25 protein-coding genes and 2 tRNA genes are annotated in these 24,714 nt (G+C 70.8%); 13 read left to right on the top strand and 14 right to left on the bottom strand.

The window, feature by feature from the left end:
• The first annotated feature begins 136 nt into the window (after positions 1–136).
• The 3 genes from B9H04_RS06275 to B9H04_RS06265 all read left to right on the top strand — a co-directional run bounded on the left by B9H04_RS06275 (position 137) and on the right by B9H04_RS06265 (position 1,876).
• On the top strand, positions 137–838 hold the full coding sequence (locus B9H04_RS06275; RefSeq protein ID WP_049932813.1) for an endonuclease III domain-containing protein: 702 nt from the start codon (positions 137–139) through the stop codon (positions 836–838).
• A 148-nt stretch (positions 839–986) separates the two neighbouring features.
• Positions 987–1,706 carry an SDR family NAD(P)-dependent oxidoreductase gene (locus B9H04_RS06270; protein ID WP_049932814.1) on the top strand — a complete coding sequence of 240 codons (720 nt, stop codon included), beginning with the start codon at positions 987–989 and terminating at the stop codon, positions 1,704–1,706.
• Positions 1,707–1,791: 85 nt separating this feature from the next.
• A tRNA-Leu gene (locus B9H04_RS06265) sits at positions 1,792–1,876 on the top strand.
• A 173-nt stretch (positions 1,877–2,049) separates the two neighbouring features.
• Here B9H04_RS06265 and B9H04_RS06260 read toward each other — a convergent pair.
• Together B9H04_RS06260 and B9H04_RS06255 are read right to left on the bottom strand one after the other, a co-directional pair.
• Positions 2,050–2,952, bottom strand: coding sequence for a hypothetical protein (locus B9H04_RS06260; protein ID WP_085682544.1), 903 nt, complete (start codon positions 2,950–2,952; stop codon positions 2,050–2,052).
• Positions 2,953–3,035: 83 nt separating this feature from the next.
• Positions 3,036–3,980, bottom strand: coding sequence for a DMT family transporter (locus B9H04_RS06255; RefSeq protein ID WP_049932816.1), 945 nt, complete (start codon positions 3,978–3,980; stop codon positions 3,036–3,038).
• Positions 3,981–4,190: 210 nt separating this feature from the next.
• On the opposite strand from B9H04_RS06255, the gene B9H04_RS06250 reads away from it, so the two are divergent.
• Together B9H04_RS06250 and B9H04_RS06245 are read left to right on the top strand one after the other, a co-directional pair.
• Positions 4,191–4,985: a helix-turn-helix transcriptional regulator gene (locus tag B9H04_RS06250; RefSeq protein ID WP_049932817.1), complete on the top strand. Its 795-nt coding sequence runs from the start codon at positions 4,191–4,193 to the stop codon at positions 4,983–4,985.
• Between the two features lie 115 nt (positions 4,986–5,100).
• Positions 5,101–5,436, top strand: coding sequence for a hypothetical protein (locus B9H04_RS06245; protein ID WP_049932818.1), 336 nt, complete (start codon positions 5,101–5,103; stop codon positions 5,434–5,436).
• A 17-nt stretch (positions 5,437–5,453) separates the two neighbouring features.
• Here the strand turns inward: B9H04_RS06245 and B9H04_RS06240 are convergent, their stop codons facing one another.
• The 3 genes from B9H04_RS06240 to B9H04_RS06230 all read right to left on the bottom strand — a co-directional run bounded on the left by B9H04_RS06240 (position 5,454) and on the right by B9H04_RS06230 (position 8,065).
• Positions 5,454–6,476, bottom strand: coding sequence for an NADP-dependent oxidoreductase (locus B9H04_RS06240; protein WP_049932819.1), 1,023 nt, complete (start codon positions 6,474–6,476; stop codon positions 5,454–5,456).
• Between the two features lie 147 nt (positions 6,477–6,623).
• Positions 6,624–7,784: a CapA family protein gene (locus B9H04_RS06235; RefSeq protein WP_085682543.1), complete on the bottom strand. Its 1,161-nt coding sequence runs from the start codon at positions 7,782–7,784 to the stop codon at positions 6,624–6,626.
• Positions 7,785–7,864: 80 nt separating this feature from the next.
• On the bottom strand, positions 7,865–8,065 hold the full coding sequence (locus B9H04_RS06230) for a VNG_1110C family protein (RefSeq protein WP_049932821.1): 201 nt from the start codon (positions 8,063–8,065) through the stop codon (positions 7,865–7,867).
• Between the two features lie 190 nt (positions 8,066–8,255).
• Here B9H04_RS06230 and B9H04_RS06225 point away from each other — a divergent pair, with 190 nt between their 5' ends.
• Both B9H04_RS06225 and B9H04_RS06220 read left to right on the top strand, forming a co-directional pair.
• Positions 8,256–9,365: an OBG GTPase family GTP-binding protein gene (locus B9H04_RS06225; RefSeq protein WP_049932822.1), complete on the top strand. Its 1,110-nt coding sequence runs from the start codon at positions 8,256–8,258 to the stop codon at positions 9,363–9,365.
• Between the two features lie 315 nt (positions 9,366–9,680).
• Positions 9,681–10,868, top strand: a complete 1,188-nt coding sequence (locus tag B9H04_RS06220) for a redox-regulated ATPase YchF (protein ID WP_085682542.1) — start codon at positions 9,681–9,683, stop codon at positions 10,866–10,868.
• 43 nt (positions 10,869–10,911) lie between these two features.
• Here B9H04_RS06220 and B9H04_RS06215 read toward each other — a convergent pair whose 3' ends face one another.
• Entirely contained in the window at positions 10,912–11,379 is a 468-nt protein-coding gene (locus B9H04_RS06215; protein WP_049932824.1) for a GNAT family N-acetyltransferase, read from the bottom strand.
• 137 nt (positions 11,380–11,516) lie between these two features.
• On the opposite strand from B9H04_RS06215, the gene B9H04_RS06210 reads away from it, so the two are divergent.
• Complete coding sequence (locus B9H04_RS06210) at positions 11,517–12,347, top strand: amidohydrolase family protein (protein WP_049932825.1); 831 nt, start codon at positions 11,517–11,519, stop codon at positions 12,345–12,347.
• A gap of 72 nt (positions 12,348–12,419) precedes the next feature.
• The gene (locus tag B9H04_RS06205) at positions 12,420–12,935 is read left to right on the top strand and encodes a DUF371 domain-containing protein (RefSeq protein WP_049932826.1); all 516 of its coding nucleotides are present in this window, start codon (positions 12,420–12,422) and stop codon (positions 12,933–12,935) included.
• 31 nt (positions 12,936–12,966) lie between these two features.
• Here the strand turns inward: B9H04_RS06205 and B9H04_RS06200 are convergent, their stop codons facing one another.
• Positions 12,967–13,566 (bottom strand): NUDIX hydrolase, encoded by a 600-nt coding sequence (locus B9H04_RS06200; protein ID WP_049932827.1) that lies wholly within the window; start codon positions 13,564–13,566, stop codon positions 12,967–12,969.
• Between the two features lie 143 nt (positions 13,567–13,709).
• On the opposite strand from B9H04_RS06200, the gene proS reads away from it, so the two are divergent.
• The 3 genes from proS to B9H04_RS06185 all read left to right on the top strand — a co-directional run bounded on the left by proS (position 13,710) and on the right by B9H04_RS06185 (position 17,896).
• Entirely contained in the window at positions 13,710–15,185 is a 1,476-nt protein-coding gene (gene proS, locus B9H04_RS06195) for a proline--tRNA ligase (RefSeq protein ID WP_049932828.1), read from the top strand.
• 152 nt (positions 15,186–15,337) lie between these two features.
• The gene (locus B9H04_RS06190; RefSeq protein ID WP_085682541.1) at positions 15,338–16,564 is read left to right on the top strand and encodes a hypothetical protein; all 1,227 of its coding nucleotides are present in this window, start codon (positions 15,338–15,340) and stop codon (positions 16,562–16,564) included.
• Positions 16,565–16,672: 108 nt separating this feature from the next.
• The gene (locus B9H04_RS06185) at positions 16,673–17,896 is read left to right on the top strand and encodes a helix-turn-helix transcriptional regulator (protein ID WP_085682540.1); all 1,224 of its coding nucleotides are present in this window, start codon (positions 16,673–16,675) and stop codon (positions 17,894–17,896) included.
• Between the two features lie 339 nt (positions 17,897–18,235).
• Here B9H04_RS06185 and B9H04_RS06180 read toward each other — a convergent pair.
• The 6 genes from B9H04_RS06180 to btuC form a co-directional block, all read right to left on the bottom strand.
• Positions 18,236–18,308: transfer RNA gene (locus tag B9H04_RS06180), tRNA-Thr, on the bottom strand.
• Positions 18,309–18,879: 571 nt separating this feature from the next.
• Positions 18,880–19,269 carry a hypothetical protein gene (locus B9H04_RS06175; protein ID WP_049932831.1) on the bottom strand — a complete coding sequence of 130 codons (390 nt, stop codon included), beginning with the start codon at positions 19,267–19,269 and terminating at the stop codon, positions 18,880–18,882.
• On the bottom strand, positions 19,256–19,477 hold the full coding sequence (locus B9H04_RS06170; RefSeq protein WP_049932832.1) for a hypothetical protein: 222 nt from the start codon (positions 19,475–19,477) through the stop codon (positions 19,256–19,258). Before B9H04_RS06170 ends, B9H04_RS06175 begins: the two co-directional genes overlap by 14 nt.
• 84 nt (positions 19,478–19,561) lie before the next feature.
• Positions 19,562–20,557, bottom strand: coding sequence for a class I SAM-dependent methyltransferase (locus B9H04_RS06165; RefSeq protein ID WP_049932833.1), 996 nt, complete (start codon positions 20,555–20,557; stop codon positions 19,562–19,564).
• Positions 20,558–20,632: 75 nt separating this feature from the next.
• On the bottom strand, positions 20,633–21,805 hold the full coding sequence (locus tag B9H04_RS06160; RefSeq protein ID WP_049932837.1) for an ATP-binding cassette domain-containing protein: 1,173 nt from the start codon (positions 21,803–21,805) through the stop codon (positions 20,633–20,635).
• Between the two features lie 122 nt (positions 21,806–21,927).
• Positions 21,928–23,094: a vitamin B12 ABC transporter permease BtuC gene (btuC, locus tag B9H04_RS06155; RefSeq protein WP_049932834.1), complete on the bottom strand. Its 1,167-nt coding sequence runs from the start codon at positions 23,092–23,094 to the stop codon at positions 21,928–21,930.
• A 62-nt stretch (positions 23,095–23,156) separates the two neighbouring features.
• Between btuC and B9H04_RS06150 the strand changes: the two genes are divergently transcribed.
• On the top strand, positions 23,157–24,377 hold the full coding sequence (locus tag B9H04_RS06150) for a PGF-CTERM-anchored ABC transporter substrate-binding protein (RefSeq protein ID WP_085682539.1): 1,221 nt from the start codon (positions 23,157–23,159) through the stop codon (positions 24,375–24,377).
• A gap of 10 nt (positions 24,378–24,387) precedes the next feature.
• On the opposite strand, the gene B9H04_RS06145 is transcribed toward B9H04_RS06150, so the two are convergent.
• On the bottom strand, positions 24,388–24,714 hold a 327-nt coding region (locus B9H04_RS06145), incomplete at its 5' end, for a transposase (protein WP_139835034.1).

The raw sequence follows: 24,714 nt of genomic DNA, 5'->3' as shown, positions 1-24,714 counted from the left end.
ACATAAACGGCCGCGGTCGCCGCACCGGTACCGGCGCCGCTCCGCGGAGCCGACGGCGATCGCGTGCCCCGGACCGGGGGCGGCCACTCCCGAGCGCGGCCGCCGCCCTGAAGTCGCCCGCACACGTAGCGCGCGTATGTCGACGCAGACGTGGGACGAGATGCGGGTCCGAGCGCTCCACGACGACCTCGTGGCGCTGTACGAGCCGGTCGACCGAGTCGCCGAACACGGCGCGGACCCCACCGCCGAGCCGGGCGAGGGCGTCCGACAGCTGGTGACGACGATCCTCTCGCAGAACGTCGCCGACGAGAACACGCGGCGCGCGTCGGAGGCGCTGTTCGACCGGTACGACGACTTCGCGGCGATCGAGGCCGCCGACCACGAGGAGCTGCGGGAAACGATCCGCGTCGCGGGCCTCCCGGACCAGAAGGCCGCGCGCATCCAGCGCGCGCTGACCGCGATCCGCGAGGAGACAGGCGGGGCGTACTCGCTGGCGTTCCTCGACGCGCTGCCGACCGAGGAGGCGAAGGCGTGGCTCACCGAGATCAAGGGCGTCGGGCCGAAGACCGCCAGCGTCGTGTTGAACTTCCACTTCGGGAAGCCGACGATGGCGGTCGACACCCACGTCGAGCGCGTCTCGAAGCGGTTCGGGCTCGTCCCGGAGTCGGCGTCGAACGAGCGCGCCCACGACGTGTTGGACGAACGCGTTCCCGACGAGCTGATCTACCCGCTCCACGTCCTCCTGATCCGGCACGGCCGGGCACACTGCTCGGCCCGCAACGCCGACTGCGACAACCCCGTCTGCGAGGCGTACTGCGACTGCGAGTTCTGCGAGTGAGGCCGCGGTCCGCCCCGCCGTCGCTTGGCCGCTTCGCGTCGGTAGCCGCGTCGACGCGATAGCTGGCCCCCGCGGCGTCCCGCGGACGCGGGACGCTGCCCGCGGTGCGCGAGACAAACCATTAGCGGCTCCCGGACGAAGCGTGTGTATGACACGCACGACCGTCGTCGCGGGAGTCGGTCCGGGGCTGGGATCCTCCGTGGCCCGCCGGTTCGCCGCCGACGGCGACGATGTCGCGCTGTTCGCTAGGTCGAGCGACTACCTCTCGTCGACCGCCGACGAGATTCAGGCGGAGACGCCCGGCAGTACCCTCCCGGTCGAGACGGACATCGCCGACCCGACGGCGGTCGCATCGGCATTCGAAACCGTTCGAGACGCCTTCTCGCCGGTCGACCGCTTGGTGTTCACCAGCGGGTCCCCGTCCGCCGGCGGCGGGATCGTAGACGTGGATCCGGCCGGGTTCCGCGACGTGATCGACACGCGTCTGCGCGGCGCGTTCCGGTGCCTTCGCGAGGCGGTCGACGACATGGTCGACGAAGGCGGTGGAACCGTCGTCGTGACCAGCTCCGGCCAGTCTCGGCGCCCGTCCGAGGACGTCGCCTACGCGGCGGCGCGCCACGGGACCCGCGGGCTCGTTCGCTCTCTCGCCGCCGACCCGCGGCTCGGAGAGGCCGACGTACAGGCGGTTCACCTGATCGTCGACGGCTGGATCGACAAGCCGTCGCTCCGCGATCGGTATCCGGACCACGACCGTTGGATGGACCCCAATCAGATCGCCGAGCGAATCCACGATATTGCGACGACGCCGGGGACGGTTCACGCGAACGAGATCGACCTGCGACACCCGCGGGACGAGCCGTCGTTCTGACCGGTCGCCGTCTTCCCGCGGCGGTCGCATCCCTCGAACCCGTAACGACAGGTATTTTTGACGTAGCCGGTCTACGAGTTACCGCGCGCGGGTTGCCGAGCCAGGCCAAAGGCGTAGCGCTTAGGACGCTATCCCGTAGGGGTCCGCCGGTTCGAATCCGGTCCCGCGCATTCGTCTCCGAGCACTTCGCGAGGAGACGTATCGCTCCGAAAATTCGAAGCAGGGAACGAAGAGAAGCGGAGTGACTGAGGTTCGAATCCGGTCCCGCGCATTCGTCTCCGAGCACTCCGCGAGGAGAGCAGTCCGACGTAGTTTTACTTGATACCGAGCGAAGCGGCGGCGCTCACCACACGCTTCCCCGATACAAGAACTGGAGGTGGTCGGCCGTCTCGGGCGGGACCCCAATCTCAACGAACATTTCTCGGAAGGCGGCGCGGACGGCGTCTTCCTCGAACGTCCGGGTTGCGCGCGTCTGCGCGTCGACCGCCACGCCGCCGTGGTAGTCGACGTGAACGCGGTAGGTGTAGCCGTCGACCTCGCGCGTCACGGTCGCGCGGGAGAGGACGAACTCGGCGCTGCCGAGCCGCTCGTCGCCAGCGTGATAGACGCGCTCGTGCCAGCCCGACCCGGGCGTGGAGGTCGCATTGACGGTCGTCGCGCGCGCCGTCAGGTCGTCGTAGGCGGCCCGGAAGGCGACCGGCTCGTCGACCTCGACGCTCGGCGTGCTCGCGCCGGGCTCGGTCGGGTCGCCCGTGCTGACCGCCGTTTCGATCTCCTCGACGTACGCCGCGGCGGTCGCCTCGTCCATCTCGAACAGCAGCGCGAGCCGGTCGACGAGCCACTCCTCGGGCGGCAGGTCGTCGACGGTGAGGTCGCCGTCGGCGTCGTCCGGGAACAGCGTCACGACGGTGATCCCCTCCTCGGCGTGGAACGTCGCCCACAGTCGGGCCGCCGACGCGTGGTCGTACGTGACTCTGAACGCCCCGTACTCCGGGCCGAGGTCGGCGTCGAGGTCGTCGATCCCGGTCGGGTGGAACCCGCTCGATCCGACGCGTTCGACCGCGTAGCCGGCCGCGTCGGCTCGCTCCAGCGTATCCTCGTAAGCGAGGTCGGGGACGGTCACGCCGTCCGAGGTGTACGACGCCACGTCGGACCCGACCAGCACCCCGGCGAAGACCGCGTACGCGGCGGCGACCGCGACGACGGTCCCGACGACGGCGACGGCGACCGGTCGCAATTTGTTCACACTACTGATACGTTCCGCGAGGAGGTAGCTGTACCGTCGTTTCCGGTGAACCGCTATTGCCGTTTACAACGGTCCGCCGCCGCTCACAGCGGGCCGTCGTCGACGAATCGCGCCGGGATCAGCTGACGGAGGAGCCGCGACGGGCCCGCGGAGAGTCCGCTAACGAGGAGGAAGCCGGCGAAGATGACGCCGAATCCGACGAGCGACCGCACTGAGAGCGTCTCGCCGAGCAGCGCCCAGCCACCCACCGCGGAGACGACGGGGACGAAGTAGAACAGGAGGTTCGCGCGCGTCGCGTCGGTCTCGTCGATCAGCGCGAAGTACGCGAGGTACGCGATCGCCCCGGAGAAGACGCCGACGTACAGCAGCGCCGCGATCGCGACGGGCGGCACCGACAGCCCGGAGACGGACTCCCCGGCGCCGATGCTTAGCGCGTGCGAGAGGGCGGCCGCCAGAGGGACTCCCCAGACGGTGCGGGCAGTGCTTGACAGCGTCGCGTCGGCCCGGCGGATCAGCACGGCGCCGAGCGCGCTCGTCACGGCGGCCGCGAAGAGCAGCGGGACGCCGAGGCCGCCGGCGAGCAGCGCCGAAGGGTCGGGATCGGCGACGAGGGCGACGCCGAACAGTCCGAGGCCCATCCCGACGAACCCGCGGACTGAGAGGCCGTCCTCGCCGAGCAGGACCGCGGCGAACACCGGCGTCAGGATCGGATTCAGGCTGAAGACGACGGCGGCCACGCCGCTCGTCACGTACTGTTGTCCGACGAACAGCAGGGCGTTCGTCAGCCCGATGACAAGCACGCCCGTCGCGACGATACCGGCGACGTCGCCGACGGTTCGGGGGCGCAGTTCCGCCCGCGAGAGTCGCGTCGCTGCGAACGCCGCGAGGACGACTGCGCCGATGTCGAACCGGACGGCGACGAAGAACAGCGGCGGGAGGTGTGCCAACCCGGCCTTCGCCGCGACGAAGGTGCCACCGAAGAGGAAGGCCGAGACGAAGAGCAGGGCGCCGGTGCGTCTGGTGAACACGTTACTGCGACACCCGCGTTAAATTGTCGAACGAACGATCGGATTGGAACGAGCTTCTCGGCACAAACAGATGTAACAGTCGGAGACCTATAACGAAATCCGGAAAATATTCCACGACGGGAAACGCGCAACACGTCGTGCCGATCGCTCACGGCGTGAAACCTCAACGGTGAGCGAAGCCGGTTTATTCCGGTGGACGCTTGATCGCGTATGGAGGCCCCGCTCGAGGAGATCGAGTTCCTCGCCCGCTCGACGAACCGCGTCGAGGTGTTACAGCTGTTGGCGTCGGCGCCGCAGACGCGGGCGGACCTCGCGACCGCCGCGGGGGCGTCGCAAGCGACCCTCGGTCGGATCCTCGAGGACTTCGCCGACCGGTCGTGGGTCAGCCGCGACGGTGAAGAGTACGTCGCCACCGCGACCGGGGAGTTGGTGGCCGAGGGCGTCGAAGAGCTCGTCGCCCTCCTCGAGACGGAGGCCAAACTGCGGGACGTGGTCGCGTACCTGCCGACGGCCGAACTCGGGTTCGACCTCCGCCGTCTCGCCGACGCGACCGTGACCGTTCCGACGCGGACGCGACCGAGCGCGCCGCTCCAGCGCGTCCTCGACGCGATGGCGGGGGCGACGACGCTGCGCGCGTTCTCACACACGCTCAACGAACAGAGCCTCGCGACGGCCCGGGACCGGGTGGCCGCGGGCGAGCAGACGTTCGAGGCGGTGCTCTCGGCCGGCGCCATCGAGGCGCTCGCGGCAGACGACGTCCTCTGGAGGCGGCTTCGAACGCTGGCGGAGAGCGACGACGCGGAGATCCGCGTCCGTCGCGAGGAGGTCCCCGTCGCGGTCACCGTCGCCGATGACACCGTGTACCTGCTCGTCCGCGACGACGGGGGCATCCTCCGGGCGTCCCTCCACACCGACGATCCGGCGGTGCGCGATTGGGCGGACCAGGCTTTCTCGGGGTACTGGAAGGCGTCCGATCCCTTCGACCCGACGGCGTTCGAGGAGTGAGTCCACGGATCCGGACGGCCGCGGCCCCGTCGCGGTTTGGGAGACGGGTCACGCGTCGACACCGTCGGCCCGACCCGGCAAAACCCACTTGTCCGCGGTACGCGTACCAGCGGTAATGGCCCCTCACGACGCGGAGTTGGCGATCGAGACGTGGCGGTTCCGGGACCGAGCGCTGCCGCGCGTGCCGCCGTCGGGGTGGGGGACGACCGACCGCCTCCGCGAGGCGGTGTGTCGCGCCGTGGCGTGTTCGGTCGACGGCGTCGAGCGCGTCGAACCGTTCTCGGGACCGGCGACCGAGCGCGAGCGCTTCGACGCGACCGTGACCGCGGACTCGATAGACCACGACCTCGTGCGCCTCGTGACGCCGGCGTCGGAGAGCGACGGAGAACAGAAGGAGTTCAGCGAATCGACGGAGCAGTTCGACCTGGACGAGGCCCTCGACCGGCTCTGACGGCCTCGGTGCGGTCGCTACTCGTCGTCCGGGGACGACACCCGCACGACCTGCTTGCCGATGTTGTCGCCGGAGAACAGTCCGAGGAACGCGTCCGGGGCGTTCCCCAGCCCGTCCACGACGCTCTCGCGGTGTTCGAGGTCGCCGCTCGCGACCCAGCGGGCGAGTCGCTCGCTCGCCTCGCCTAACCGCGTCGCGAAGTCGCCGACGAGCAGGCCCTCGACCTTCGCTCGCACCGGGATCAGCTGCGGGAGCTTCCGTGGTCCGGTCGGGACCGACTCGTCGTTGTAATGGGCGATCTGCCCGCAGACCGCGACCCGCGCGTCGATGTTCAGTCTCGTGAACACCGCGTCGGTGATCGGTCCGCCGACGTTGTCGAAGTAGACGTCGACCCCGTCGGGCGCAGCCTCGTCGAGCGCGGCGCGGTAGTCGTCCGTCGTCTTATAGTTGATCGCGGCGTCGAAGCCCAAGTCGTCGGTGAGCCACGCGGTCTTCTCGTTGCTGCCGGCGAACCCGACCACGCGGCAGCCGTTGCGCTTCGCGATCTGTCCGACGACCGAGCCGACCGCGCCCGCCGCGCCGGAGACGACGACCGTGTCGCCGGGCTTCGGCTCGCCGACTTCGAGGAGGCCGAAGTAGGCGGTCCGCCCGGGCATGCCGAGGACGCCGAGGTACGCCTCGGGGTCGGCGATCGCCGGGTCGACCGGGGCAACGTCGTCGGCGTCGAGCGTCGCGTAGTCGGCCCAGCGCCCCTCGCCCGTCACGAGGTCGCCCGCCTCGTACGCGTCGCTCTCGCTCTCGACCACCTCGCCGACGACGCCGCCTCTGAGCGCGTCGCCCACGTCCCACGGCTCGGCATACGACTCGGCGTCGCGCATCCGGCCGCGCATGTACGGGTCGACCGAGAGGTACCGGACGCGGACGAGCAGTTCGCCCGGTGCGGGCGAGGGAACGTCCGTATCGCGCAGTTCGAAGCTGTCCTGATCGGGCTCGCCGGTCGGCCGCTCGGCGAGAAGCCACTCGCGGTTGGTGTTCGTCACGGCTCCCATTGGGGTATCGGACCGAATAGGGTTTGGACCCCAGCAGCCGTCGTGGGGATCCGGAAGCCGTCGGAGGCGCGGCGATTGGCGGCCCGGCGATGTAGCGGTCCGGGGGTGTAGCGGTCCAGCGGTCCGGAGAGGGGCCGGCTACCCGTCGCCCAGCGGGATCCGCAGGCGGCCGTCGGGCAGTTCGCCGCCGAGCCCGTCGACCGCGGTCCCGAACGCCGCGGAGCGCTCGGCGACCGTCTCTCGGACCCACTCGGCGACCTCGTCGTCCGCCAGCGCCGCGGCCTCGTCGGCGATTTGGGTCGGGACGACGTCGAGGGCGACGAGGTCCCCGTCGCGGACGACGAGTTCGAAGAGCGCGCTCCGCTTGTTGTACACCCCCTCCCGGTCGCGGTAGCTGACGTAGTCGTCGACGAAGTCGCCGGCGTCGTAGACGATCGGAGACCCCTCGTGTACCTCGACGCCCTGGAGGACGTGCGCGCTGTGGCCGTGGACGATGTCGACGCCGAGTTCGACGAGCCAGCGCCCGAACCGCTCGTGGACCGCGCGCGGTTCGGTCTCCCAGTTCGCGCCCCAGTGGAGCGAGGCAACGACGAGGTCCGGGTCCGCCTCGGCGACGCGGTCGAGTGCGTCGCCGACGAGGGCGCGCGTCTCGCGCACGCCGGGGTCGAGCCGCGCGAACGCCGTACCCGGGTCGGCGTCGGTCGCCGCGAACGCCGCGGACTGGTCGGTGAGGCCGAACGCGGCCACGGTGAGGTCGCCCGCCTCGAACGTCGCTGGGGCGAGCGCCCCGGCGGCGTTTTCGCCGGCGCCCGCACGGGCGATTCCGGCGTCGGCGAGGTGCCGCCGAGTGTCGCGGAGGGCCGGCTCCCGGTAGTCGAGGACGTGGTTGTTGGCGAGCGAGACGAACGACGCCCCCGCCGCCTCCAGCGCGGGCACCGCGAACGACGGCGGCGACCGGAAGTAGTACGTCTTGTCCGGCCAGCGGTCGCCGCGGTCGGAGACGCAACACTCCAAGTTGCCGACGAGCGCGTCGAGGTCGCGGAGCCGCGGGAGCGTCGACCCCCAAACCGCCGTCGGATCGTCGGCGTCCGCCCAGCGGTCGGCGACGCTCCGTCCGAGCATCAGGTCGCCGACGAGGCCGATTCGGGCGGCGGTTCCGTTTCCGGCGTCGCCGTCGGTGCCGCCCGCGTCGGCTCCGCCGCGGTCGTCAGCGTTCGCGGGCGAGGAGCCCCCCGCACAGCCGGCGACCGCGCTGACTCCGGCGACGCCGGAGGCGAGGACCGTCCGACGGGTGACCATCGTCCGAGGTCTCGGCGAGCGGCGACTTCAACGCTCCGGACGGGGCAGAAGGAGGGGAGAGAGGCGTCGTCGGGAGCGCGTCACGCGACGGCGACGCCGTTGCGCGTGAGGTAGTCGCTCGCGGCCTTGATTTCGACCGGGCTGCCGATGATCCGGTACCGTTCCGCCGTCTCGACGACGGTGACCGTGAACCGGTCTTCGAGGCACTCCCGGTGGCCGTCGAGCGCGTGGCGCGGGAGGACGATCTGCGTACTGTCGCGGAGGCTCGACGGATCTGGCATTCGGCGTGCCGAGTGATTATTCGTCGTCGATATAACCGTGTCGAAGTATCGGCGCGCCAACCACTCGTTCGGCGGCGACGCCCCCGTTCGCGGACCGCTGTCGGGGGATTCGATTCGCGGCGGCGACCCGACGACGGCCTGGCGATCCGAAGGAACACCTTTAACGAGCCGAGCGGCCGAGAGACGGGTAATGGGACTGGAGGAGGAAATCGAAGACCTCCGCGAGGAGATCGCCAATACGCCCTACAACAAGGCCACGGAGGCCCACATCGGGCGCCTGAAGGCGAAGCTCGCGGAGAAAAAGGAGAAGCTGGAGAACCAGTCCTCCGCCGGCGGCGGCCACGGCTACGCGGTCGAGAAGCACGGCGACGCCACGGTGGCCTTGGTCGGGTTCCCGAGCGTCGGCAAGTCGACCCTCATCAACGCCCTCACCAACGCCGACAGCGAGGTCGGCTCCTACGAGTTCACGACCCTCGACGTCAATCCGGGCATGCTGCAGTACCGCGGCGCGAACATCCAGATCCTCGACGTGCCGGGGCTGATCGAGGGCGCGGCGGGCGGCCGCGGCGGCGGGAAGGAGGTCCTCTCGGTCGTCCGGACCGCGGACCTGGTCGTGTTCATGCTCTCGGTCTTCGAGATCGAGCAGTACGACCGCCTGCGCGAGGAGCTGTACGCGACGAACATCCGCCTCGACACCGACCCGCCGAACATCAACATCCGGAAGACCCACAAGGACGGGCTCGGCGTGACGATGAGCGACGACGTGAGCCTCGACGAGGAGACGATCAAGCAGGTCCTCCGCGAGTACGGCTACGTCAACGCGAAGGTCACCATCCCCCACGACCTCACGATCGACGAGCTCGTCGACGCCGTGATGGACAACCGTGAGTACCTCCCCTCGATGGTCACCGTCAACAAGGCGGACCTCATCGAAAAGAGCTACCTGCCGACCGTGAAGGAGGAACTCCGCGACCGCGACCTCGACCCCGACGACGTGCTCTTCATCTCGGCCGAGAAGGAGCTCGGCCTCGACGGGCTCAAAGAGCGGCTCTGGGAGGAACTCGGGGTTATTCGGATTTATATGGACAAGCCGGGGCGCGGCGTGGACTACGAGGAGCCGCTCATCCTCTTCGAGGGCGACACTGTCGGCGACGCCTGTACGAAGCTGGGCGGCGAACTCGACGAGCGGTTCAAGTTCGCGCGCGTCTCGGGCGAGAGCGCCAAGCACGACGACCAGCAGGTCGGGAAGAGCCACGAGCTGGCGGACGAGGACGTGCTACGGATAGTCGCGCGGAAGTAGATTTTCGACCTGACGGCGGCAGTAAAGCCGCCTGAAATTCCATCCTTCGTGAGACACGGCCAGCGAGTCGACGGGGACTGCCGCCAAAGCCCCAGCCGCGTCGGCCGGCCGCCGCTTCGCTCCGGCCGCCCGACACCAGCGAGGGACCGTCGGTCCCTCTGGCAGCCGGCGCGTAGCGCCGGCGACCTCGCACGCGCTCCTCGCGCCCCATTGGCGCTCGGAGGCGCGCGCCACCGCACCATCGGACCGGCTCATATTCGATACGTCTCCGCGCCCGACCGAAAGGCGCTTTTCGCGGGGCCGCGACCGTCGGGTATGCTCACGGTCGCGCTCGCGGGCAAGCCGAACGCCGGCAAGTCCACCTTCTACACCGCCGCCACGATGGCCGACGTCGACGTCGCGAACTACCCGTTCACGACCATCGACGCCAACCGCGGGGTGACCCACGTCCGGACGCGCTGCCCGTGTCTCGACCGCGACGAGCGCTGCGAGAACGAGAACTGTCGCGACGGGAAGCGCTACGTCCCGATCGAACTGCTCGACGTGGCGGGACTGGTCCCCGGCGCGCACGAGGGGAAGGGCCTCGGCAACCAGTTCCTCGACGAACTGACGAACGCGGACGTCGTCCTGAACGTCGTCGACGCCTCGGGGGCCACGAACGCCGAAGGCGAACCGGTCGAGGTCGGGAGCCACGACCCCCTCGACGACGTGGACTTCGTCGAGGAGGAGATGGACCTGTGGCTCGCCGGCATCGTCGACCGCAACTGGGAGAGCGTCGAGCGGAAGTCGCGCTCGCCGGACTTCGACCTCGAAGCCGCGCTCTCGGACATGCTCACCGGCCTCGGCGCGACCGAGCGGGACGTGACCGCGGTGCTGCGCGGCTTGGAGTACCCCGACGATCCGAAGGCGTGGACCGACGACGACCGCGAGGCGCTCGCGCGGGCGGTCCGCCGGCGCACCAAGCCCATCGTCGTCGTCGCGAACAAGGTCGACGCGGCCCCCGACGACGCGGTCGACCGGATCCGCGAGGGGACGGACAAGCCCGTGGTCCCGGCGACCACCGACGGAGAACTGGCACTGCGCCGCGCCGCCGACGCCGGCGTCGTCGACTACGACCCGGGCGACGAGTCGTTCGAGATCGTCGGCGACGTCTCCGACGACCAGCGCGCCGGCCTCGACGCCCTCCGCGAGTCGATGACGGCCCACGACGGAACGGGCGTTCAGTCGGCGCTGAACGCGGCCGTCTACGACCTGGTCGACCGGATCACGGCCTACCCGGTCCAGGACGCCGGCAAGTGGACGGACGGCACGGGCAACGTCCTCCCGGACGCGTTCCTCCTGCCCGCGGGGTCGACCCCGCGGGACCTCGCGTACGCGGTCCACTCGGACATCGGCGAAGGGTACCTCCACGCGGTCGACGCACGCGCTTCGCGCCGGATCGGCGAGGACCACGAGCTGACCGAGGGCGACGTGGTGAAGATCGTCTCGACCGCCGGACCCTAATCGGGACCGCGGCGGGCGTCGATGGGCGCATCGCCCCCTCGCTTCACTCCACCGACCGCGCGTACGTCACCTGCTTGGGCTCGAAGCCCGCGTCCCGGTAGAATCGCCGCGCGCCGTCGTTGCCCCACTCGCAGGAGACGGTGAGGTAGTCGCGCTCCGCCTCGCGGGCCAACTCTTCGACCCGCTCGACGACCGCGGTGCCGTACCCCTCATTCCGGTGTTCCGCGTCGATTTCGAGGTTCACGATATCGAGGTACCGGCCCCGCTCTCGGGCGGGCCGGGTGCCCGTTTCGAGGGTGGTGAACCCGACCGTCTCGCCGTCGACGGCGACGAGGTAGTCGGTCACCGACGGGTCGTCGAGGTGCGCGCGGAAGCCGTCGTCCGCGACCGCCCCGGCGTCCTCGTGGCGTATCTCGTTCAGCGACGAGTACGCCTCCATCGCCGTCGCGAGGTCGTACCACCTGTCAGCGAGCGCGCCGAGGTCACCCTCGTCGGCTTCGACGAGTTCCATGTCGGCTCGGCGTGGCGAGGAGTCTTCAGCCTTGGCTCCGCGTGCGACGGCGTCGCGTGCCTCGGCCCCCGTCGCCCGCCGCCGTGCGACCGACAGGCACATCCGGATCGCCCGAGACGGACGGGTAGAGAGCGGCCATGCTCGGGCTCGAACACGACTTCCGGATCGTCGACACCCGCGCGACCCTCGACCCCGACGAGTCGTCGGTCGCCACCCACGGGCGGGACATCTCGCCGGAGCGACTGGAACGGGAAATGCTCCAAGCCGGGATCGTCCGCGCGGTCGCGAGCCCCGGCCAGCGCGCCGCCGGGCGGAGCTACCTCCGCGCGAACAACGCGGTCGCGCGCCTGTCGATCGACCGCCCGTTCGTCGCGTTCGCCCGGCTCAACGGCCCCCGCGACCCGGGGACCGGGCCCGTGTCGGTGGTCCGGAACCTCCGCGCCGAGCGCGGCGACCACCACGCCCGGCCGGACGACGTCGAGCAGTACTCCTACGACGACCGCTTCCACGGCTTCACGCTGGCCCCCCACGTCGACGGGCTGCCGAACGAGGACGTGCTGACGCGGCTGGAGGACGCCGACCTCCCACTCTTCGTCCACGCCGGCCGGAAATTCCCGCCCGAGGCGGTCGAGACGGAGCTGCTGGACTACGACCTGCCGGTCGTGCTGGGGAGCTTCGGCGGCTACCCGCTGGACGCCGACCTGATGAACGAGACGCTGGACCTGCTCGACGAGTACGACCGGGTGTACGTCGACACGAGCGCCGTGCGCTACCGAGAGGTGCTCGAGCGCGGCGTGTTGGAACACCCCGACCGCGTCCTCTTCGGCTCCGGGGCGCCCGACGTCCACCCGAACGTCGGCGTGATGGAGGTGCTCACGCTCGACGTCTCCGAGGACCTGATGCGTCGCGTGCTGGCGAAGAACCCCGCCCGGCTCGTCCCGGCCCTCGCCGAGGGCGCCGACGTCTGAGGCGGGAGTCCCGGGCTCCGCCTTCGCCGCCGAAGCGACGGCCACTTGTCGCGCCGCGGCCGACCGGCGAGCATGAGCGACGCAGACGCCCCGAGCGAGCCCGCCGCGGGCGACGCCCTCGACGACGGCGAGCGCGACGTCGACGACACCCGCGTCGAAGTCGTCCGCGCGACGGGCCACGAGCACGTCTCCGCCGAGCACGCGAGCACGTTCGAACTCACGACCGACGACTGGCTCACGCCCGCCGGCGACTGTATCGTCGGCGTCGAGGCCGACCGGACCCCCCGAGACTTTTCGGCCGAGTTCCGCGAGGCGTGTCGGGACGCGGACGCGACGATCGAGGCGACGCTCGTCGTCGACGCGGGCGACGAGACGTTCGAGCAGACGATCACCGGCCGAGGCGACCCGGACCTCGCGCTGCTCGACGACCGCTCGATGGTCGGTCGGACGAGCGACTACACGGACGACGAGCGGACGATCCTCGTCGACGGCGACGGCGCCGCCGCCGACCTCGACCGCGACCTCGTCGCCGCGCTGGCCGACGGGGCCGACCTCACGCTGCGGCTCGAAGTCGAGCCCGCCGAGTGACGCGGCCGGCCACGCCGTCGTCCACGAATGGCTAAATCGGGAGCTCGGCGTCCGCCCCGACCACGCGGTCGGGCTCGGCGGGCGCGCGCCAGTCGGTCGTCCGCTCCAGTAGCTGTACCACCATCCGGCCCGTCACGCCCCAGACGGTGTAGCCGCCGACGTGGAAGTAGTGGACGCGGTGGTCGCCGTACTCCGGGTGGTCGACGCGGCGTTCCGACTCGTAGTTCGCGGGGTCGGTGAGCGCGTCGACCGGGAGGACCGCCACCTCCGCGACCTCCGACTCATCCGGGACGTACTCGCGGTCGGGTGCGACGCCGACGAACGGCCGGACCGCGTACTGCGACGAGGTGCGTGTGTCGTCGAGCCGGCCGATCACGTCGACCTCCGACGACCGCATCCCGACCTCCTCGTCGGCCTCGCGCAGCGCGGTGTCCGTCAGCGTCCGGTCGATCGGCTCGCGGCCGCCCCCGGGGAAGCTCATCTGTCCGGGGTGCTCGCCGAGGTGCGCGGCGCGCTTGGTGAACAGCAGGTGGGCGTCGCCGTCGCGCGCGATCACCGGCGCCAACACGGCCGCCTCGCGCCGCCCGGCGAGCGACTGCGGCGCGTGGCGGCGCACCCCCGACAGGTCCATGGGCGACGTAGGCGACGCGAGGCGGTTAACGTTTCCCCGGATTCCGTCTGTGCGGGACGTGACCGGGGTACACGTTCGGGGCGGACGCGGCGCTGCGGTCGGGTTCGGACCTTTTAAGCCCGCGACACCCGCTTTCGAGAGTAATGAGCGACGACGACCAAGAGCTCGGGATCACCGAGTCCAAGACGCACAACACGGGCGAGTGGTACGCCGAGGTCGTACGAAAGGCCGGCCTCGCCGACTACGGGCCGGAGGGGATGAGCGGCTTCATCGTCACCCGTCCGCGGGCGTACGCGGTCTGGGAGCGGCTCCAGGGGTTCCTCGACGCGAAGTTCAAGGACACCGGCGTCCAGAACGCCTACTTCCCGATGTTCATCCCCGAGTCGTACCTCGAACGGGAGAAGGACATCGTCGAGGGGTTCGATCCCGAGGTGGCGTGGGTCGACGAGGCGGGCAACAAGGAGCTCGAGGAGCGGCTCGCGGTCCGGCCCACCTCCGAATCGATCATCACGCCGTACATCAGCCAGTGGGTGCGGAGCCACCGCGACCTCCCGCTGCGCGTGAACCAGTGGTGCTCGGTCGTGCGCTGGGAGGCGACAGAGACGAAGCCCTTCTTCCGGACGAAGGAGTTCCTCTGGCAGGAGGGCCACACGGCGCACGCGACCCGCGAGGACGCGTGGGCGGAGACGATGACCCGGCTCAACCAGTATGAGTCCGTCTACGACGACCTGCTGGCGATGCCCGTCCTGAAGGGGCAGAAGCCGGACCACGACAAGTTCCCCGGCGCGGACACGACGACGACCGTCGAGGCGCTGATGCCCGACGGGAAGTCGGTCCAGGCGGGCACCTCCCACCACCTCGGGCAGTCGTTCGCCGAGGCGTTCGACATCACCTACTCGGACGAGGACGAGGAGGAGCGCGTCGCCCACACCACCTCGTGGGGGCTCTCGTGGCGCGCGCTGGGCGCGCTGATCATGACCCACTCCGACGAGCAGGGGCTCGTCTTGCCTCACACGGTCGCGCCCACGCAGGTCGTCGTCGTCCCCATCTGGCAGGAGGACACGAAAGAAGACGTCCTCGACTACGCCGAGGGCGTGGCCGACGACCTCGACGATGCCGGGATCCGGGTCGAGCTCGACGACCGCGACGAGCGCAACCCCGGGTTCAAGTTCAACGAACACGAGCTCAACGGGATCCCTCTCCGGATCGAGATCGGTCCCCACGAGGTCGACGACGAGGAGCTCACGCTGGTCCACCGGCCCGACGGCGAGAGCGTCGAGGTCGACCGCGAGGCCGTCGCCGAGACCGTCCGCGACCAGTTCGACGAGATATACGCCAAGCTGTACGCGACCGCGGAGGAGACCCTCGACGACGGCGTGCGCGAGGCCGACGACCGCGCCGAGATCCTCGGCACGCTCGGCCAGCACGGCGGCTACGTGAAGGCGCCGTGGTGCGGCGACGAGGCCTGCGAGGAGCCGATCAAGGAACCGATGGCCGCCGAGATCGTGATGGTCCCGTTCGACGACGAGGACCCCCTCGCCGACGGGGACCACGAGGAGACGTGCGCGATGTGCGACGACGCCGCCGAGCGGACGGCGTACTTCGCGAAGACGTACTGAGTCGCGACGGCGCGTCCTCCGCGGAGGCGACCCGCAGTTGTCACTCGTTTTTCAGGAATCGAGCCGTCCCGGTCTCGTCGGGCGATTAATCCGCGTTGATCCGGCTTAACGGAGTTCCGGATATATACGATCGGAGGGCATAAACGCCGGTAATGAACCGCTGGATTGCGAGTCTCGTCGTCGCGGCCGTCGCCGCGGCCCTGATCGTCGGAGCCGCCGCCGCCGCGCCGGCGGGCATGGTGACCGCACAGACCGACCCGGGGAACGGGAGCGGTGCGGACTCGGGCGCCGAGAGCGCGAGCGGCGCGAACGCGACGGGCGACCTCAGTCCCGGCGAGCGGCTCGCCGGCGTCGTCGGCGTTCAGGGCGCGGAGATCGAGGGCGAGGTCGAATCGCGAGCGTTCGAGGTCGCGCTCCGGGAGTCCGAGACCAACGAGAGCCGCGCCGCCGTCGTCGCGGAGCGGCTGAACCGGACCGCGGAGCGCCTCGCGGAGCTGGAACAGCGACAGGACGAGCTCCGCGAGCGCCGCGAGGCCGGGGAGCTGAGTCAGGGCGCGTACGCCGCGCGGATGGCGACGACGACCGCGCGGATCGAGACGCTCTCGCGGGGGCTGAACCGGAGCGCGAGCGCGGCCGCCGAACTCCCCGCCGCCGTCCGGAACGAGACGGGCGTCGACAACGAGCGCCTGGCGACGCTGCGCGAGCGCGCGAACGAACTCAGCGGCCCCGAGGTCGCCGCCATCGCCCGCGGCGTGGCGGGCAAAGACGTCGGCGGACCGGTCGCCCCCGGGCGGCGCGGCCCGCCGGGCAACGGGACCGCACGCGGCCCGCCCGTCGACGCCGGCTCACCCGGGATGGGGCGGCCCGGAGGAGATTCGGGAAATCGATCGGCTGGGCCGCCGGGAGCGAGCTCGGGGAACGGATCGATGGGAACGCCCGGGGCCGGTTCGGGAAAGGGTCCGGGCGGTGAGCCCGGTAACGGGTCCGTCGGACCGCCGGCGTCGGGGAGCGCGAACGGGACCGGAGCCGTCGCCGCGGACGGCCCGAACCGGTCCGACCCCCCGGGATCCGGCACCGCGACCGGCGGCGGAGCCGGCAACGCGTCGACCGGCGGTCCGACTGACCCGGGGAGCGAACCCGGGCCGAGCGATGACGCCTCCGACGGAAACGGTTCAAGCGATGACGCCTCCGACGGAAACGGTTCAAGCGATGACGCCTCCGACGGAGGCAGTTCGCGCAACGATAGCTCTGACGGAGGCAGTTCGAGCGGCGCCTCCGACGGAAACGGTCCGAGCGGCGGCCCCGACGGAAACAGTTCGAGCGGCGGCGCGGGCGCCCCGCCGACGACCGTCGGCAGTCCGCCTCGCCTCGATGCGTGAAGTCGGTGGCGCCGTGAACCCGCACACACCCGCCGCCCCGCCGGCGGCGGCACCGCGTAACCGTTCCGCATGGGAAGGAATTTACCGGCTCTCCGTGTGGCGTAGGACGTGAAGCGAGCGCCGGTCCTCCTCGCCGTCGTCGCACTCCTCGGGGCCGTCGGTCTCGCCCTCGCCGCCGGCGGCGCGGGCGCGGTCCCGTTCGAGGGCGGCTTCGCACAGATGGACGTCGAACCGGACGACGTGTCGATGGCGGTCGCCGTCCAACCGGACGGCGACGCGCAATGGACCGTCGAGTACCGGATCCGGCTCGGCACCGACGAGGAGGAGCGGGCGTTCGAGCAGCTTCGCGCCGACGTGGAGAACGACACGGACGCGTACACGGCCCGGTTCCGCGACCGGATGGCCTCGACCGCGGCGACCGCCGAGTCGGCGACAGGGCGCAACATGACCGTGTCGAACGCGACCGTCCCCGCCGAGCGGCGCGAACTCCCGCAGGCGTACGGCGTGTTGACCTACCGGTTCGAGTGGACGAACTTCGCCGCCGTCGACGGCGACCGGCTGCGCGTCGGCGACGCGGTCGACGGGCTGTTCCTCGACGGCTCCTCGTCGCTCATCGTCGCGTGGCCGGACGGGTATCGCCTCGGAGAGACGACGCCGGAGCCGAGCGAGGTCCGGGAGGGGTCCGTCGTCTGGAACGGTCCGGTCGACTTCTCGGCCGGCCAACCGCGGATCGCGGTCGCACCCGCCGGGCCGCTCTCGGGGGTGCCGACCGCCGGGCTCGTCGCTCTCTTCGCCGTGCTCGTCGTCGCCGGGACAACCGCCTATCGGCGGCGCAACGCCGGGGACGACGGCGGAGAGGGAGTCGTCGCGACCGACACGGCGGTCGGAAGCGAGACCGCCGGGAGCGAGACTGCCGCGAGTGACGGGACTGCCGCAAGCGGCGAGTCGGGACTCGGCGGAGACGGCGACGCGGACACCTCCGGTGAGAGCGACGACGAGGCGGACGCGGCGCCGACCGTCGACAGCGACCTGTTGAGCAACGAGGAGCAGGTGCTTCGCCTCATCGAGTCACAGGGCGGTCGGATGAAACAGAAGCAGGTGGCCGAGGAGCTGGACTGGACCGCCGCGAAGACGAGTCAGGTGGTGACGGGGCTCCGCGACGAGGGCGACCTCGACGGCTTCCGGCTGGGGCGGGAGAACGTCCTCTCGCTGCCGGAGTTCGAGCCGGACGGGGATGCGAGCGACGAGGACGCGGAGAGCGAGGTTGGCGACGACGCCGGGGGAAGCGACGCCGACGGAGGCGACGGGAACGACGCCGCCGGGAGCGACTGATCGGATCGACGACGGGCCGAGACCGGGCGGTGACGGATCCGGCTACAGATCCCGGGAACGGCCGATATGACACAGTTCACCGCCACACTCGCACTCGCCCGGCGAGTCCGTTCGCCGACCGCATTTGAAACACTCGTACACTTCTTCGCCGTGATGCTCGTATTCTGGTCGCATATCTGCGCATACGGCTCCATGATACATAGACCCACACCTAATATTCTTTTGATAATATAAATCTGATATCGCACAGCGGTGACGGAACGATCAGAAAGAGGCCGATCACGGAGGACGACGGCGCGCACGGCCGCGGCTCTCGGTCGGAAGACGATTCGGTAGAAGAGCCGGAGGAGGGATTTGAACCCTCGACCTATTCCTTACGAAGGAATCGCTCTGCCAGCTGAGCTACCCCGGCGCTCATCACACAATTCCCGGACGGAAAAATAAGGGTTCCGAAACGGGGACGCAACGGGGACGCGGCGGGAGCCGAGCCGCGCGCTGGAAGCGACGCGCGCGCCCGATACGAATAAGACGAACGTCACAATCGTTCCCATATTACATCTATAAACACACAGGAAACCAGAACACAATACAATTGTATAAGGAAAAAGACTAAATACTCGTTCGGACTTCAATTTGAATGTGCTGACACCGTCCGCGTGCCGAGACGGCGGGGATCGAATCCCTCGGCGGTGCGTGCCCGGTCGGAGCCCGTACCGGGCGGCAAGGGTCTCGTCGGTCGTCTCCCCAACCGCGACTCGGCGCGGCCGTCATCCCCAGTAGCGTTCCGCCGCGGCTACCGTGTGAAACGCGTCACCGACGCGCCAAGCGCAAAATCGCCTCTGGTCCGCCGACCGTCGCCGCGGCCGCTTGTCATGTGACGGGCCCCGGCCGCTCCGCCCCGACCCCCCTCGGGGCGGCGCGGCGTTTTCGCTGTCTCGACGACGGATCGCGAGCGGCGCCGCCGCTCTCCGTCCCGTTCGACGCTACGCGAACAGCCGCCGCGCGCGGCGCACCGCGGCGGAAAGGCCGCCGTATCCGGCGCCGACGACCCCCGCGAGGCGCACCTCGGCGGGCGCGACGCCGAGGCGGTGTGAGACCGGACCGGGGCGCGCGTCGGCGCCCGCGATCGCGACCGTTCGTCCGCGGACCCTGACCTCGGCGGTGAGGTCCCCCAGTCGCAGTTCCCTGACCGCGAGGTCCGAGACAGCGTCGCCCGGGAGGCGGCGGGCGACGCGGAGGGCGTCACCGACGCTCTCTACTTCGAGGAACAGGCGCCGCTCGGTAGCGTGGACCGACACATCGACCCCGTCGACGGAGAGCGTCAGGTCGTCGGTCTCGACTGCGAGGGCGGCGTGAGACTCAGTCCCGCTCACGGGTCGTGACGCGGACGCCGCCGTCGACGCGCCACTCGGCGTGTTCGACGTCGTCTCCCGTCCCGCTCGGCACCTCGACGGTCATGTCCTCGAACTGGTAGTGTATCTCGGCGTTCCGACCGGTCAAGCGGTCGTAGAGCCCCATCGCCAGCTCCGGCCACGTGGTCGTCTCGTCGATTCGCTCTTCGGGGTCTGCGGCGTCGCTCATACGAATACATGTTAGATAGTCACACTCATAAGTATATTCCCTGACGTGTCTGCCTCGGTTCGTCGGGCGCGCGGAGCGGCCGGATCAGTCGGCGTCGCGCGTCAGGCGAGCGTCGAGACAGACGTTGTGCTCGTGGGGGGCGTACGACCGGACGACCCGCTCGGTCTCGACGGTGACCGCGTAGTCGTCGCCCGCGGCCGCCTCGATCGCGCGCCGCCCCGGGCCGAAGGGGTCGTCCTCGTGTTGGATGTCGTAGTAGTGGATCACGCAGTCGTCGCCGGCGAGCGCGACGGCGGTGTCCAAGAACTCGTCCGCGGAGTGGGGGAGGTTCATCACGAGGCGTTCGGCGGTGTCCGCGTGGGAGTCGGCGAGGTCGCGCACGTCGCCGCTGATCGCGGTCACCCGGTCGGTGACCCCGTTGCGCGCGGCGTTCTCGCGGAGGTACTCGACCGCGCGCTCGTTGAGATCGCAGGCGACCACGTCGGCGCCGCGGGACGCCATGGGTACCGCGTACGGGCCCACGCCGGCGAACATGTCGATCGCCGACTCTCCGGGGTCGACCTGCTCGGCCACGCGGTGACGCTCGGTCGCGAGCCGCGGGGAGAAGTACACCGCGGCGACGTCGAGCGCGAACTCGTGGCCGTACTCGCGGTGGACCGTCTCCGTGTCGTCGCCGACCAGCACGTCCCAAGAGCGGACCCGCAACTCGCCCTCGATCGGCGACGCGCGGTTGAGGACCGTCTCGCAGGGCACGTCGGAGGCCGCGACGGCGTCGGCGATCTCGCGGGCGCGCTCGTCGTCGTCCTCGTCGACGATGACGATGTCACCGAGCCGCTCGATAGAGGGCTCGTATCCCAGGATGTCGGCGGGCGTCGTGGGGCGGTCCCGTCGCTCGGCGTCGCGCTCGACGATCCGGTCGGCGAACGCAGCGGGCACTAGTTCGCGGTCCGCGACGGGGATGTAGATCGTCTCGCCGTCGACGGCGATCTGGTGGTCGCCGTCGAGGGCGTCGGCGTCGGCGAGCCGGCTCCGGACGGTCTCGCCGCGCTCGCGGGCGACGGCGACGCAGGGGACGCTCATCGTCGGAGGGACGCGGTCGAGCGAATAAACGGTGACGCTTCGCGGGCCGGACGGCGGGGACCCGAGCGGTCGGAGTCACTCCGCCGGCTCGGCACCGCTCGCGGCCGCGACGGCGTCGAGCAGCTCCGCGTCGTCGACGTCGTCGGCGACGGGGACGACGCGGTCCGCGGCCGCCGCGACCTCGGCGTTCGGGCCGTTCGCGGTCGGGGCGACGCCGCCGTCCGCCGCGACCACGAGCGTCGCGTCGGCGTCGGCCGCGAGGTCGCGCGCCGCAGCGAGCGCCTCCGGGGAGGGGTCCTCGAATGGGGGCGCCGTCACCGCTGTCGCGCCCGCGTCCGCGGCGGCGCCGGCGGCCGCGTCTCCCTCGGGGACTACGCCGACGGAGGGCTCGTGGCCCGCGGCGGCCAGCCGGGCGACGACGCGCGCGCCCGACCGCCCCGAGCCGATCACGTGGACGCTGCGCGGGTCGGCGTCGCTCTCCGGGAACGCAGTGACCGCGGGCGTCCCGGTGGCCGGGTTGCGACCGACGAACGCCTCGGCGTCGAAGGCCGCGCCGACGGCGGACGCCGATAGCACCGACTCCGGCGGCCCGGCGGCCTGAACCCCGCCGTTCGCGATGACGACCACCTCGTCGCAGTAGCGGGCCGCGGCGTCGAGGTCGTGGATCGCGGCGATCGCTCCCCGGTCGCCGCCGTCGACGAACTCGCGGACCAGTTCGAGCGTCTCGACTGCGTGGTGTACGTCGAGGCTGGCGGTCGGCTCGTCGAGGAGGAGGAGCGGCGCCGCCTGCGCCAGCGCCCGCGCGAGCAGCACGCGCTGGCGCTCGCCGCCCGAGACCTCGGTGATCGACCGGTCGGCGAAGCGCTCGACGTCGGCGGCCGCCATCGCGGCGTCGACCGCGGCGTCGTCCTCGGTCCCGTGCGCGTCGAAGCGCCCGAGGTGGGGCGTCCGACCCATCTCGACGACGTGGCGCACCCGGAAGTCGAACGAGAGGTTCGTCGTCTGCGGGACGCTCGCGACGCGCCGACCGACCTCACGGGCCGACAGCGACGACGCCGGGTCGCCGCCGAGGCGCACGGTCCCGGCGTCCGGCTCGACCGCGCCGGTCACCGCGCGCAGCACGGTGGTCTTCCCGGCGCCGTTGGGCCCGACGAGGCCGACGAGCGAGCCGGGCTCGACCCGGAGGTCGACGCCGGAGACGACGTCGAGGTCGCCGAACGAGACGGCCACGTCCGCGGCCGACAGCAGCGGCGCGTCGCCGAACGAGAGCGCCGTGTCGGGGAGGGCCTCGGAACCGTCGGCGCCGCCCGCGGCCGACTCCGCCGCGTCGGCCGCGCCCGTCGTCTCGGCGTCGACGGTGGGATCCGCACTCACAGCTCCGTCACCTCCCGGGTCACGAGCAGGTAGACGAAGAATGGCGCGCCGACCGCGGCGGTGATGATCCCGACCGGGTACTCCGCGGCCGCGGAGCGCGCGACGGTGTCGGCCGCGACGAGGAACGTGCCGCCCGCGAGTGCCGCGGTCGGGAGCAGCGTCCGGTGGTCGGGCCCGACGACGAGCCGGAGCATGTGGGGGACGATGAGACCGACGAACCCGATCACGCCGGCGAACGCGACCCCGGCGGCCGTGACGAGCGCCGAGGCAGCGAGCAACACCCGCTTCGTGCGCTCAACCGCGATCCCCAGCCCCCGTGCCTCCTCCTCGCCGAGCAGGAGGACGTTGAGGTCGCGGGCGTACGCGAGCAGCAGGAGGAACAGCGGCGGCACGACGGCGGCGGTGACGGCCACCTCGCTCCACGCCGCGCCCGAGAGGTGGCCCATCAGCCACGCGACGATCTGCCGGAGCGACTCCCCCGCTTGGAGCTGGAGGTAGGAGACGACCGCGCCGAGGAACGTCTGGACCGCGACGCCGGCGAGCAGGAGGGTAGCGACGGGAGTCCGGCCGTTCCGGGTCGCGATGGCGTACACGCCGAAGGCGGCGACCAGCGCGCCGACGAACGCGAAGAGGCTCGTCCCCGCGCCCCGCGAGAGCGCGACCTCGACGGGTCCGACGAGCGGGAGCGCGACGGTCGCGGAGAGCGCGGCGGGGAAGACGATGAACGCCACCGCGCCGACCGCCGCGCCCGACGAGACGCCGATGATCGACGGGTCGGCCATCGGGTTTCGGAAGAACCCCTGCATCACCGTGCCGGCGGCCGCGAGCGCGAAGCCGACGAGCGCGGCGAGCAGGATCCGCGGGAGCCGCACGCCCACGACGATCCGCTGGTGGACGGAGTCGACGGGGAACGCGAACGGCGACGCGAACGCGAGGTCGACGCCGGGGAGCGTGAGGGGACCGACGCCGGGGACCGGCAACGGGCCGACACCGCTCGCGCTCGCTTCGATTCCGGAGGGCACCGCGAGCGCGTTCAACACCGACTTCACCACCGTCTCAGGCGGGATACGGACGGGACCGATCGCGGCGCTGACGACGACGACGACTGCCAGCAGCGCGGCTATCGCCGCCGACCACGCCGCCGAGCGGGCCCAGGGTCGCATGCGTTCTCCAACACAACTTGTAGTAGATAAATACTTATTGGACGTGTCCGGTCCTCAATTCGATGCGAAATAGCTTCGCAATTGCGATGGCCGCGTTGGTGGCGACCGCCCTGATCGGCGGCGTCGCCGGGACCGCCGCGGGCGCACAGCCGACAATAGCGACGGACAGACCGAGCGCGAGCGCGCAGTTGACCGGGGGCGCGCAACCGGCTGCGGGCGCGCAATCGGCTGCGGGCACACAGCCGGCGGTCGGGTCCGCGGCCGGGGCGGGGGCCGCCCCCGCACAGACCGACGGCGCCTGCGGCTTCCCGCTCAATGCGACCGACGCGACCGGGACCACGATAACGCTGGAGGAGCGTCCCGAGCGGATCACGACGCTCAACCCGTCGGCCGCGCAGACGCTGTGGGAGCTCGGCGAACAGGACCGCGTCGTCGGCGTGAGCCGGTTCGCGCTCTACCTCGACGGCGCCAAGGAGCGTGCGAACGTCTCGGCCGAGTTCGGCGCGAGCGTCGAGCGCGTCGTCGACACCGAGCCCGACCTCGTGCTGGCGCCGAACTCCTCGGCCGCCGACGTGGGGCCGCTCCGCGAGCAGGGGCTCAAAGTGTACCACTTCCCGGCCGCGACCTCGATCGACGACATCGCCGAGAAGACGGAGACGATCGGTCGGCTCGTCGGCGCGTGCGACGCCGCGAGCGAGACGAACGAGGAGATGTACGACGCGGTCGACGCCGCGGAGAACCGGACCGCCGGCGTCGACCGCCCGGCCGCGCTCTACCCGCTCGGTGGCGGCTACGTCGCCGCGAACAACACCTTCATCGACGCGATCATGAACGTCGGGGGCGCCGACAACGTCGCCGCGGAGTACGAGGCGTACCCGCAGCTCTCCGACGAGGTGATCCTCCAGACGGACCCCGAGCTAATCCTGGTCACCGACCCCGAGGCCGCGATCTTGGCGGAGGAGCCGTACGCCAGCACGACCGCTGGCGTCGAGGAGAACTACGTCGTGATGAACGTGGACCACCTCAACCAGCCCGCGCCGCGCAGCGTGATCCGGTCGACGACGACGCTGTCGAACGCGGTGGTCGAGCTACAGGAGGAGGGCAGCGAGTCGACGGACGGCACCGAGAGCGGCGAGTCGTCGGACGACGGCTCCTCCGACGGCGACTCGTCCGGGAGCGATGATACGTCGGACGGCGGCGACTCCTCGACCGACGGCATGGACGGAAACGAGACGGACGCGGGCGGCAGCGACGGCGACACAGGCGCGGACGCTCTTCGGTAGACTGGCGGAACTAGCGGAATACATTGACAGCGATACAGTCCACGAGACTGTGGATCGGTGCCCCAGTAAGGTTCAGTGACCGGAGGAAGCCGTAGGTCCGAGCGGCCTGTTCCAAGCCCTGCTTGGACAGGCCGCGGAACTTCGCCAACCACGGTTGGAGCAGTGACCAGAGACACTCTACCTGGTTCGTGTGGACGCCTTTGTCGGAGACGTACCTCTCGTCGTGGACAACGTATTGGTGATCGTGCTCCATGCCTCGGTAAGCTGGCAGTCCATCGGTCCAGACCTCTCCCAGCGGCTGGGAGAGGTCGTCTGCTTCCTCGATAACTGGCCCAAG

Source organism: Halorubrum ezzemoulense DSM 17463 (assembly GCF_002114285.1).
GTDB classification, from domain to species: Archaea; Halobacteriota; Halobacteria; order Halobacteriales; family Haloferacaceae; genus Halorubrum; species Halorubrum ezzemoulense.
The sequence above is the reverse complement of the archived record's forward strand: the minus strand, read 5'-3'. Positions and strand labels throughout refer to the sequence as shown.